At 37.2% G+C, this 13039-nt stretch carries 7 protein-coding genes; all 7 read left to right on the top strand.

Features of this window, described 5'->3' with window-relative positions; genetic code table 11:
* Positions 1–49: 49 nt before the first annotated feature.
* Positions 50–946 carry an ABC transporter ATP-binding protein gene (locus tag ACTF48_RS05525; protein WP_438962149.1) on the top strand — a complete coding sequence of 299 codons (897 nt, stop codon included), beginning with the start codon at positions 50–52 and terminating at the stop codon, positions 944–946.
* Positions 947–948: 2 nt separating this feature from the next.
* A complete protein-coding gene (locus tag ACTF48_RS05520) occupies positions 949–1791 on the top strand; it encodes an ABC transporter permease (RefSeq protein WP_438962148.1) in 843 nt (280 codons plus the stop codon).
* Positions 1792–1880: 89 nt separating this feature from the next.
* Positions 1881–5150: a T9SS type B sorting domain-containing protein gene (locus ACTF48_RS05515; RefSeq protein ID WP_438962147.1), complete on the top strand. Its 3270-nt coding sequence runs from the start codon at positions 1881–1883 to the stop codon at positions 5148–5150.
* Positions 5151–5180: 30 nt separating this feature from the next.
* Positions 5181–7229: a gliding motility-associated C-terminal domain-containing protein gene (locus ACTF48_RS05510; protein ID WP_438962146.1), complete on the top strand. Its 2049-nt coding sequence runs from the start codon at positions 5181–5183 to the stop codon at positions 7227–7229.
* A gap of 33 nt (positions 7230–7262) precedes the next feature.
* Positions 7263–10166: a gliding motility-associated C-terminal domain-containing protein gene (locus tag ACTF48_RS05505; RefSeq protein ID WP_438962145.1), complete on the top strand. Its 2904-nt coding sequence runs from the start codon at positions 7263–7265 to the stop codon at positions 10164–10166.
* A gap of 173 nt (positions 10167–10339) precedes the next feature.
* Positions 10340–10795, top strand: a complete 456-nt coding sequence (locus ACTF48_RS05500; protein WP_438962144.1) for a MarR family winged helix-turn-helix transcriptional regulator — start codon at positions 10340–10342, stop codon at positions 10793–10795.
* Positions 10796–10797: 2 nt separating this feature from the next.
* The coding region (locus ACTF48_RS05495) for a 3-hydroxyacyl-CoA dehydrogenase/enoyl-CoA hydratase family protein (protein WP_438962143.1) at positions 10798–13039 on the top strand (2242 nt) is incomplete at its 3' end.

Below are 13039 nucleotides of genomic sequence, written 5' to 3'. Positions count from 1 at the left end.
ACAATTTTATTATTTTTAAGTCTTACATAATAACCAAAAAATATCGCTTGTGAAAACTATTCTAGAAATAAAAAATCTTACTAAGGATTACAGCGGTCTAAAAGCCGTGGATAATGTAAGTTTTAAAATAGAAAAAGGCCATGTGTATGGAATCCTAGGGCCTAATGGTAGTGGTAAATCTACGACACTAGGTATGGTACTAAATGTAGTAAATCCTACTCAAGGTTCTTATGAATGGTTTGAAGGCACAACTACTAATCACGACGCTCTTAAACGTATAGGAGCCATAATTGAAAGACCTAACTTCTACCCTAGTATGAGCGCTATTCAGAATTTAAAATTGGTCTGTAAGATTAAAAATATCTCACAAGATAAAATTGAGGAAAAATTAGCCGTTGTGGACTTGCTTTCGCGAAAGCATAGCCCGTTCAATACATTTTCACTAGGAATGAAACAGAGACTCGCCATAGCTAGTGCTCTATTAAATGATCCTGAAATACTCATTCTAGATGAACCTACTAACGGTTTAGATCCACAAGGAATTAGAAAAATAAGAGATATTATTCAACATATTGCAAAGTCTGGAACTACGATTTTGCTAGCCTCTCACCTCCTGGATGAAGTAGAAAAAGTGTGTTCTCACGTGATCGTTTTAAGAAAAGGTAAAACACTATACTGCGGTCCTGTAGATGAAATGAATAACAACTATGGTGTGGTACACCTAGACGCTGCTGATCGAGATAGTCTTTTTGAATTTTTAAAGGGACAACCTTATGCCATATCTGTAAAAGAAGAAAATGAAGGTTTTAAAGTTGTTCTTAACCAATCTATAGATTTAAGCAAAATAAATGCTGATGCCTTTAAAAACAATATAGTGCTCCATAAGCTCTTCCTTAAAAAACAAAGCTTAGAAGATCAATTTATCAAACTTACCAACCACATTTAATTATGAAAAGATTACTTGATATAGAATTTCACAAATTCAAATACAGCAAAAGCTCTAAGGTTCTAACCATTATTTACCTAAGCATAGTGATTTTATCAATGTTGATAGGCGTGGTTCCTTTTAATTTTGGGAGCGTGCAAGGTAAAGTTGCTGATCTAGGAGTCTTTAACTTCCCTGTAGTATGGCACGTTTCTACTTACTGCATTAGTTTTCTCAAAATATTTATTGCGATAGTAATAGTATCATTAACAGCAAGTGAATACAGTAATAGAACCATTAAGCAAAACCTTATTGATGGGCTCAGTAAAAAAGAATTAGTGCTCTCTAAGTTTTACCTAGCCACAGCACTAGCTCTTATAGTAACGTTATTGGTTTTTATAGTTTCCTTGATCCTAGGATTGATTTATTCTGATTATAATGATGTAGGAATCATTTTCTCAAAAATGGAATATTTGCCTGCCTTCTTTCTAGGTCATTTAGTCCTCTTCTGTTTTTGTTTATTTGCTGGAGTATTAGTGAAGCGTAGTGCGTTTGCATTAGGGTTTATTGCCGTATGGTGGATTTTTGAGGGCTTCTTAAATATCATAAGCTTTGTTTTTGATTCTAAATATGACTGGAATACTTATGATTATGTAAGCCACATTTTGCCTATGAATGCTATGAGTAACCTACTCTATAATCCTTTTCCTAAAATTAGTTTAGTAAAAGAAACACTAAATTTAATTCCAGGAAATGGAATGAAATGGCAGTTTGATGTAAGTTACTTTGATGTGATATCTGTTCTCATATGGAGCACGCTTTTTATTTACTGGTCGTACCTACTTATAAAAAAGAGAGATTTATAGATCTAGACGGTTCACACTTTGAATTTTTCTAGGACCTTATTAAGATAACATTGTGATAGTTCTTTAGTATTTTCGCGACTATGAGTTCGATGAAAAAAAAAATAGCTACACTTAGTTTTATTTTATTCTTTGCACTAGCCCAACAAGCTATTGCTCAACTGCAAGCCTCTAATTGGTACTTTGGTTTTAATGCAGGTCTTAGTTTTGACCCAGTAACTGGAGCTGTAACTCCTTTAACAAACGGTCAATTAAATACTAATGAAGGTTGCGCCTCCATTTCAGATGAGAATGGAAATCTACTTTTTTACACAGACGGTATCACTGTTTTTGATAGAAATCACTTGATTATGCAAAATGGTCAAGGCTTGAGAGGAAACCCTTCTAGTACTCAAAGTGCTATTATTATCCCTAAACCTCAAGATCCAGACACCTATTACATCTTTACCGTTGATACATCTGCCACTGGAGGACAGGATTCAGGACTTCACTGGTATGAAGTGGACATGACTGCAAACCTAGGACAAGGTGCGGTAGTAACTAATATCGCAAACCCAAATAACCTTATAAATACCTGTTCTGAGAAAATTACAGCAATTAATCATGGTGTTAACGATGAAATTCTGGTAACTGCACTAGCTCAATTTAATGGTATAGGCACCTCTTTTGACACATTTTACACCTTTACTGTAGGTCCTACTGGTGTAAATCCAGTTCCTGTAAGATCTCAGGTTTCTTCTACTATTACATTTGGTGGAAGACGTGGAAATCTAAAAATATCTCCTGATGGACAGTACATGGTATCTTGTAATATGGAAAATGGAACTTTTCTATATGACTATGATCAACTTACAGGCGTAGTTTCAAATGAAAGACAGCTTCAATTTTCAGGTACTAATCGTAATGGTTATGGAGTAGAATTTTCACCAGATAGTAACCTTTTATACATTACAGCTTCTAATGATGCTGGTGGGAATACCCCAAGCGCTCATTCTTCTACTTTATTCCAATTTGACATGAATAGTGCAATACCAGAAGCATCAGGAATAATCATAGATACAAGACAAGGTTATAGAGGTTCTCTTCAATTAGGAATAGATAAAAAAATATATCGTGCTTTATCAAACACATATAGTGATGGTAGTGGTTTTCTAGGAGTTATTAATAACCCTAATGTACTAGGTCAAGGATGTAATTATCAACATGATGCTATACCTCTTGCAGGAAGGCTATCTACACAAGGTTTACCGCCATTTATACAAAGTTTCTTTGCACTAATAGATGTTGAGTTTACTTGTTTAGGTGATAATACAACCTTTGAATTTGATTCAGATGTTCCTCCTACTTCGGTAAATTGGGATTTTGGTGATGGAACCTCTTCTAGTTTAGAAAACCCTACACATACCTATGCTACCACTGGGGTTTATAATGTAACCTTAACGCTCACTATAAATGGCGCCATAAGAACCTACCGTAAAAATGTTCAAATTTTTGAAACACCCGTTATAAATCCTATTGCAGCTGTTGCAGTTTGTGATTTAAACAATGATGGTACAGAATCATTTGATCTCGCAACAATGGCTACTCCACAAGGATTGGGAACTCAAGACCCTACTGTTTTTAATATAGAATATTATACCTCTCAAGCAGATGCTGATACTGGTTCTAACCCTATCGCACTGCCATATACGACTAGTCTTGCTTCTCAAACTATATATGCACGTATAGCTCATAATAATAATGAAGATTGTTTTGATACTACTAGTTTTAATATTGAAATATTTGCTCAACCAGTGGCAAACACGGTAAATGACTTAGAAATTTGTGATGATGATTTTGATGGTTTTCAGACCTTTGATTTAAGTCTTCAGAATTCAATTATTTTAGACACTCAATCACCTGTAGATTTTACCGTGAGCTATCACACATCTCAACCCGATGCTATTTCGGGTAATGCCCCATTACCTACTAATTACACCAACACAATTGCGTTCATGCAACCCATTTTTGTGCGAGTAGTTAATAATAGTGCAAACAACTGCATAGAAACTACCTCATTTAACCTTATCGTTAACCCTAAACCAGCTGCAAATGACACTAGTGCATTTCAGTGTGATGAAGATGGTACCCTAGACAGCAGAACTATTTTTAACTTATCAGAATTTAATGAAACCGTAACTGGATCAGCTACTGGAGTAACCGTGAGCTACCATATCGATCAGAATGATGCTGATGCCAATACATCTCCACTCGATAATACGAGCTACACAAACACTACACCATTACAAATCGTTATTGCAAGAGTTACTGATGATATCACAGGATGTTTTACCACTTCTCAAATCACCTTATCTGTAAGTGCTAGTGACGCACAAGACACTACTCTTTCTACATGTGATGATGATGGAAATAATGATGGTATCAATATTTTTAATCTAACCGATGCTGAATCTTCAGTACTTGCTGCAGCACCAGCAAACGTAACCGTTAACTATTATGAAACTATTAATGATGCCTTAACTGAACAAAATCTTTTACCTGTTGCATATACTAACACCATTCCTAACAGTCAGACTATTTATGCTAGAGCAGAATCTCCAGACGGGAATTGCTACGGGATTAGTGAAGTAGAATTAATAGTTAATGAATTACCTGTTATTGAACCTGTAGAATTAGTAGACTACTGTGGAAACGATCCTCAACCTTTAACTATAGATGCAGGAATTATTACAGGAACACCTGCAGACTATACGTATCTATGGAATACTACCGAAACCACTTTTAGTATTCAAGTCACTACCGGTGGTGATTATACCGTAGCAGTTACTGATGTAAATGGATGTACAAGCAGCCGTGTAGTAACGGTTATTATTAGTGACGTGGCCACCATTAACAGCATAGATGTGATCCATGCCGGTACGGCCAGTAATGGCACAGCAACGGCAAGCGTAAGCGGTTTAGGGAATTATGAATATCGTGTCGATCTAGAAGAACCTTTTCAAGATACTCCAGTATTTGAAGGGCTTACACCTGGTTTTTACACTTTATATGTAAGAGATAAAAATGGTTGTGGAACTGTAAGGCAAGATTTCAGCATCATAGGGTATCCACGATTCTTTACTCCTAATAATGATGGATTTAACGACTACTGGCAATTAATAGGAACATCTTTCACCTTTGAACCCAATGCTCAAATTTTCATCTTTGACCGTTATGGTAAACTATTAAAACAGATCGCCGCAGATGGTGTGGGATGGGATGGGACATATAATGGTAACCCTATGCCTAGCAGTGATTACTGGTTTCAGGCAACCTTATTAGATGGTTCCACATTCTCATCTCATTTTTCATTAAAAAGATAAAAAGAAAATGCCTATTTTTACTTTTAGGCAATGAAATACTTATTATATAGCATCATTTTTTTATGTTTCGCTTTCGCGAAAGCACAGCTAGAATCTTCACAGTGGTATTTTGGAGTCACTGCTGGAATAGATTTCTCGTCTGGTACTGCGGTAGGCACTAATGTAGGACAGCTGGTTACTGGAGAAGGATGCGCTACCATATCTGATGACATGGGAAACCTTCTTTTTTACACTGATGGTTCTCTGGTCTATGATACTACTCACACTTTAATGCCTAATGGAACTGGATTATTAGGCGATTCCTCGAGTACCTCTAGCGCTATTATAGTTCCTCAACCTGGAAACGATCATCTTTATTACATTTTTACGGTAGACACAAGTGATCAACAATATCGTTTAAATGCAGGTTTTCATTACTCAGTAGTTGACATGAACCTAAATGGTGGTACAGGTGATATTGTCCCAGGTCAGAAAAATATTAATCTTTTACCATTAACCTCAGAGAAACTTACTGCTATTTCTAATGCAACTGGTGACGGCTTTTGGGTACTTACGCAATTTGAAGATACTTACTATGCCTATGAACTCAGTGCTGCTGGATTAAATGTCATACCAGTCACTAGTACGGTAGGTCCTTTTATAGAGCTCATTACTTCTTCTATTTCAAATGTAGACGTAGCTGCCATGAGAGGCTATATTAAATTGAATGCACGAGGAGATAAACTCGTGGCGGCTCATTTTTCAAATAATACTACGGCAGAGTTTACCGGTATTACAAATGTTCTTGAAGCACGCAGTCTAGCTTATGCAAATGGCGGCGAGTTATATCTATATGATTTTAATAATGCCACAGGCGTGGTTTCAAATCCGCAACCGTTAATGACTCGAGCAGACGGCGCCAGCTTTTATGGTGTTGAATTTTCAGGGAATGGTCGTTACCTCTATGCCGAGGCTGATTTTATGCTACCATCTACCACCACTATTTATGAATTTTTAAGGGGTGAAATATTACAGTTTGATCTTACCGCACCAAATATTGCTACTAGTAAAACCATTATTCATACAGACCTCATTGATGCTTCTAGAGGAGCTTTACAGCTAGGACTAGATAATAAAATATATCATTCTAGAATAAATGAAAATTTCCTCAGTGTTATAAATAATCCCGACAGTGCTGGTACAGGCTCAAACTATGTATATAATGACTTTCAACTCACTACAGGAGCGCAAGCTATATATGGGTTACCCATATTTGTGCAGTCATTTTTGTTAAATGGTGATATCATAGCAAGTGATCACTGCTTTAGAGAAGAACAAGATTTTTTATTTAACACTAACGCACAAGTAGAAAGTATTCTTTGGGATTTTGGAGATCCTATGAGTGCAAATAATCTTTCTACAGCACTTAACCCTAGTCATGTATTCAGTGCTCCAGGAGTTTACTCTGTTACGGTAAACGTTGAGACACTAGTCTCTAGTTTCACTGAAACGATAAACATTACTGTTTTTGAGCAAGTAACTATCGATAATGAACCTACAAATATTTTAATTTGTGATGAAGGGTTTGATACCGCTGGATTTGATTTATCGGTAATTGAACCTGAGGTGAGCACTACTTCTGGACAGATAGTTACCATTCACGAGTCTGAACTAGACGCTATTAATAACACTAATGCTATAAACACAAATCTACCTTATTTTAATACAAGCAGTCCACAAACACTTTATGTGAGAGTTAGCAACTCAAATTGTTATGAAATAACATCCTTTAAAATAGAAGTAGAAAATTGCCCCATTGAAATATTTAATGTGGTAACTCCTAATGATGACGGAAAAAACGATACGTTCATCGTTTCTGGATTGAGAGATGTATATGATAAACATAAAATTTTTATATTTACAAGGTATGGAATGAAAATTTGGGAAGGTGATAACGACACTCCTTCCTGGGATGGTACCAGTAATAAAGGTCTAGCACATAACTCTAGTAAAAGATTACCTACCGGAACTTATTTTTATATCATAGAATTTAACGAGCCTGGAGTTAATCCCATAGCTGGTTATGTTTATTTAAATTAAACCAACTTAAACTACCTATATAACTAAAACACTATGAAAAAAGCAATACTCGTACTACTTACGCTAGTAATATCATTTACTGCCTCGGGACAAGAAGAATCCTCTTGGTGGATCTTTGGCGACGGCGCTGCCGTAGAATTTACACCCAACCCGCAAAATCGATCTTCGGAACCATTTGTTGTAAATTCTGGATTTGATCAAGATGAAGGTGTAGGTGCTATATCAGATGAATTAGGGAATTTATTATTTTTCACTGATGGTATTAGAGTTTATAACAGAAACGGAAATATCATGCCTAATGGAGATGGCCTCTTAGGAAACCCATCATCTACTCAATCTGCGATAGTCGTAAAAGCTCCAGAAACTCCTAATGTTTATTTTATTGTTACGGTTGGAACTAGTGGTGTACTAGCATACTCTCGTGTCGAGATGGATCTTAACAGTGGTTTAGGAGATGTTGTTCCAGGTATTAAAAATATAATTCTAAGTCGTGGATGTGCAGAGAAAGTTGCTGCCACTATACAAACCGGATCAAATAATGCTTATGTGATGTCTTTTGCAAGAAGTAACTCCTCTTCAACTGTTGCAGGTAGCGGTGACTTTAATGCTTTATTTGCTTGGGAAATAAGAGGTATTCCTGGTCCTAACATTTCTTTTGTTCTCCCAGCTCCTGTTCCTCAGGCTAATAATTTATCCTATTACCCTGCAACAGCAGCAACATCAGGAAGTGATAACGGAATGTTACGTGTATCGCCAGACGGAACTAAATTAGCTTTAGGTAATCATAACTTTGGCCTCACAGCTCCAAATAACGGATGTTTCCTATATGACTTTAATCCTGGTAATGGTCAATTTGGTGGTGCAGGACTACAACTAGATACTGGATTTGTCTATGGAATTGAATTTTCAGCTTCTTCTCAATACTTGTATCATGACATAAGTCCTAATTATGGTCCAGGAGGAAATAAAAGACTTGTTCAATATGACTTGTGTGACCCATCTAACATACTTGCTACTCGTAATGAGTTTGCTAACGTTTCTGAAGCTCGTGGAACCTTGCAACTAGGTAGAGATGGTGAAATTTATGTAGCGCGATTTGATGAGCCTTGGTTAGGTCGTATAGATGGAGTGGAAACTGCAACTCCTTCTTACATTCCTCAAGCAGTTAATATAGCGCCAGGCTTAGGTAAGCAAGGGCTTCCTGTTTTTATTCAATCTAGTTTTGCAAGTTCATTCACAGTAAATGATCAGTGTCAAGGCGACACCACAGAATTTATCTTAGCTTGTTTACCTCAGGTAGCAGCTTCTAACTGGGACTTCGGTGATGGAAACACACTTTCCGTTTCTGGTCCTGGTGTGGTTAACCATACCTATGCGGCAGCTGGAACCTATACCGTTCAAGTAAATGTAACAAACGTATCTGGTGATATTAGAGATTTCACTCAAGACATCACCATATTTGAGAATGGAATCGTAGATCCTGTTGATGTTACTTTACTAGATTACTGTGATGATGACGGTTCTGGTAATGAAATCGTAGACTTAACACAATTCACTGCCGATGTTTTAGGAACACAAGATGCTGCAACCTTTGACATCTCATACCATGCTAATTCTACTGATGCTGATTTAGACCAGAATCCATTACCTGATAACTTTAACGCTCAATTAGGTACTAACGAGATATGGGTACGTATAGCAAATAACACTTCTCCTATTGATGATGGATGTTCTGCTATAGGTTCTTTTACCCTAACAGTAAGTTCAGTACCTACGGTTAGTAATATTCCAGACTTTGAATTTTGTGATGATGCAAGCCAGGATGGTTTTGAAGATTTTGATCTAGCATCATTCCTCACAACTATTGAAGCACAAGCTGGGAACCCAGTAGATGTGACTTACACTATCCATGAATCACAATTAGATGCTGATATGAATATGGGTGCCATAGACACATCTGTACTTTACACAAATACGTCAAGCCCTCAAACTTTATATGTGAGATTACAAAATGTAAATGATATAGACTGTTTTGGAACAGCACCATTTAACTTAGTTGTTTTGCCTTTCCCTACTTTAGGTACAGTTGCAAACATAGAAGTATGTGATGATGCTCCACTAGATGGCAACTCAGACTTTATGCTTACAGATCAAGATAACGCTGTTTTAAATGGTGGAACTGGAACGGTAACTTATCACAGCTCTCAAGCAGATGCAGACAGTGGAAACGCACCTCTTACTTCTCCTTACTCTGTAAGTGGAACTGAAACCATCTATGCTAGATTAGTAAATGCTAGTGGTTGTTCAGGAACTACTAATTTTGACATTACCGTACAAGTGGCACCTGCTATAGGAAACGCTCCAGACCTTACTAATATTTGTGATGATACTGTTGATTTAAATCAGAACTTGTTTGAATTATCGGTTCAAGATGACGCTGTTTTGAATGGTTTAAACCCTGCAGACTACACCATCACCTATTACACAACTGATGCAGACGCTCAAAACGATACAAACGCACTTCCATTAAGTTATACCGTTCCATTTCAAGCAGGCGTTACAACAGATTTATTATTTGCCAGACTGGAGAATAATACAACAGGATGCTTTAACACATCTCAATTTACAATCATCTTTGATCGTTGTGAAATCATCTTCCCAGAAGGTTTTTCACCTAATGGTGATGGTGTGAACGATACGTTTTCTATTCCGGGACTTGCAGAGCAATACGACAACTTTACGCTACAAATTTTTAACCGTAATGGTTCTGTAGTGTTTGAAACTAGCGCAAACAACTATGAAGAGTTTGCCGGTATCCCTAATAAAGGAGCACTAGCTGGAGACGGATTACTTCCGGTAGGAACTTATTTCTATTTGATCAAATATAATGAAGCAGATGAAGAGGATACGGCTAGTTGGCTTTATATCAACTACTAGTTTTTCTCTACTAATTCTATAGAAAGTCCCAGTGTAACAACTGGGACTTTTTTTATGCTTTCGCGAAAGCGAATATCACAACTCAAATTCCTTTTTCCGAAAACGTTATAATTCAACTAATTTATTATGCATGCATAGTAATATTTATTATATTTGAACATTAATACTAATGAATGAGAGATAAAACCATAGACTATATATTAAGATCCACGTGGATCTCTATTTCAAAAATGTATAATGAACAAGCTGCTGTAAAAGGAAGCACCATGGCCACAGGTTTTGCTCTTATCAGTATCGACCCTGTAGATGGCACACCTAGTACCGCATTAGGTCCTAAGATGGGCATGGAAGCCACTTCTCTATCTCGTACGCTAAAAATGATGGAACAAAAAGGACTAATTTCTAGACAAAAAAACCCTGAAGATGGTCGCAGTGTTTTGATTCATTTAACTGATTTTGGAATAGAAATGAGGAACTTTTCTAAGAATGTTGTGAAATCTTTTGACACAGCAGTAAAACAGAATATTGAACCGGAAAAATTAAACACCTTTCTAGAAGTAGCTACAAAAATTAATGATTTAGTAAATCAGAAGAATATATTTAAACAAGAAGCCAAAGCCGATAAATAATTATGGGAAAACGTAGAATAAAGCATGTAACCGTCATAGGTTCTGGTATTATGGGAAGTGGTATCGCTTGTCATTTTGCAAACATAGGTTGTGAAGTCTTATTACTAGACATCATACCACGTGAACTTAACGATAAAGAAAAGGCCAAAGGTCTTACGCTAGAGGATAAAATCGTGCGCAACCGTATGGTTAATGATAACCTAGCAGCTGCAATTAAAAGTAAACCTGCTCCACTCTATGATAAGTCTTTTGCTAGTAGAATATCCACAGGAAATCTAGAAGATGATCTATCTAAAATTAAAGATACAGACTGGATTATAGAAGTGGTTGTAGAACGACTAGACATTAAAAAGTCCGTTTTTGAACAAATAGAGAAACACCGCAAACCAGGTACCTTGATTACATCAAATACTTCTGGGATACCTATCTCCTTTATGAATGAAGGACGTAGTGAGGATTTCCAGAAACACTTTGCCGTAACGCATTTCTTTAATCCGCCGCGATATTTAAAGTTGTTTGAAGTGATACCAGGTCCTAACTGCGATCCAGCGGTAACGGATTTCTTAATGGAATATGGTGAGAAGTTCTTAGGAAAAACATCAGTTCTTGCTAAGGATACTCCTGCATTTATAGGGAATCGCATCGGTATATTTTCCATTCAGAGTTTATTCCACACGGTTAAAGAAATGGGCTTAACCGTTTCTGAAGTAGATAAATTAACCGGACCAGTTATAGGTCGTGCAAAGTCGGCTACTTTTAGAACCGTAGATGTGGTAGGATTAGATACTTTAGTACATGTTGCAAATGGCGTGTATGAAAACTGTCCTAATGACGAGCATAAGGACACGTTTCAACTACCAGATTTCATCAATACCATGATGGAAAACAAATGGTTAGGTTCTAAGACAGGTCAAGGTTTTTATAAAAAGAACGTTGATAAAGATGGAAACAAAGAAATTCTAGCACTAGATCTAGATGCTATGGAGTATGTAAAACAGCCACGTGCTAAGTTTGCTACGCTGGAGTTAACTAAAACCATAGACAATGTTGCTGATCGCTTTCCGGTATTGATTAAAGGAAAAGACAAAGCTGGCGAATTTTACCGCAAGTCATTTGCGTCCTTATTTGCTTATGTTCAACATAGAATTCCAGAGATCTCTGATGAATTGTATCGTATCGATGACGCGATGAGTGCTGGTTTCGGTTGGGAACATGGTCCATATCAAGTTTGGGATGCCGTAGGCGTTGCAAAAGGTGTGGAACTCATGAAAGCGATAGGAAAAGAACCAGCTGCTTGGATAACTGAAATGCTGGAGAAAGGTTTTGAATCTTTCTACACCGTTAAAGATGGTGCCACCTACTACTACTCTATTCCAGATAAAGATTACGTAAAAAAACCAGGTCAGGATGGGTTTATCATTCTAGACAATTTACGTGCAAATGCTCCGGTATTTAAAAACAGCGGTGTAACCGTTCACGATATTGGCGACGGAATTCTAAATGTAGAATTTCAGTCAAAAATGAATTCTATAGGTGGCGACGTACTGGCTGGATTAAATAAAGCGATTGACATTGCTGAGGATCGTTTTGACGGTTTAGTAGTAGCAAATAATGGCGCTAACTTCTCAGTAGGTGCAAACATTGGGATGATATTCATGATGGCTGTTGAGCAGGAATATGACGAACTAAATATGGCCATACGCCAGTTTCAGAATACCGTGATGAGACTGCGCTACAGCAGTATTCCTACCGTAGTCGCGCCACATCAAATGACCTTAGGTGGTGGATGTGAGATGACCATGCACAGTGATGTAGCCGTTGCTAGTGCCGAGACTTATATAGGTCTCGTGGAATTCGGCGTAGGAGTTATTCCTGGTGGTGGTGGTTCTAAGGAAATGGCACTGCGCGCTAGTGACACTTTTGAGAAAAATGATGTGGAATTAAACCGACTTCAAGAATACTTTCTAACTGTAGGTATGGCAAAAGTTGCTACCAGCGCTTATGAAGCCTATGACCTGGGAATTCTTAGAAAAGGAATAGATCATGTAGTCGTGAATGATAATCGTCGTATCGCTTTCGCGAAAGCGCAAGCACGCTTACTAGCTGATAAAGGTTACACGCAACCAGCGCCACGCAAGGACATTAAGGTATTGGGTAAACAGGCACTAGGAATGTTTCTGGTAGGAACAGACCAGATGGAAGCTGGAAAATATATATCAGAACATGATAAGAAAATCGCAAACA

Origin of the sequence: Nonlabens sp. (assembly GCF_965660805.1) — a bacterium.
Taxonomy (GTDB): Bacteria; Bacteroidota; Bacteroidia; order Flavobacteriales; family Flavobacteriaceae; genus Nonlabens.
This window is presented reverse-complemented; position numbering and strand designations above follow the sequence as displayed.

Excerpts from the sequence above, each read along its gene's own strand:
- ACTF48_RS05515 (WP_438962147.1), top strand. The coding sequence starts at position 1,881 with ATGAAAAAAAAAATAGCTACACTTAGTTTTATTTTATTCTTTGCACTA.
- ACTF48_RS05510 (WP_438962146.1), top strand. The coding sequence starts at position 5,181 with ATGAAATACTTATTATATAGCATCATTTTTTTATGTTTCGCTTTCGCG.
- ACTF48_RS05520 (WP_438962148.1), top strand. The coding sequence starts at position 949 with ATGAAAAGATTACTTGATATAGAATTTCACAAATTCAAATACAGCAAA.
- ACTF48_RS05505 (WP_438962145.1), top strand. The coding sequence starts at position 7,263 with ATGAAAAAAGCAATACTCGTACTACTTACGCTAGTAATATCATTTACT.
- ACTF48_RS05500 (WP_438962144.1), top strand. The coding sequence starts at position 10,340 with ATGAGAGATAAAACCATAGACTATATATTAAGATCCACGTGGATCTCT.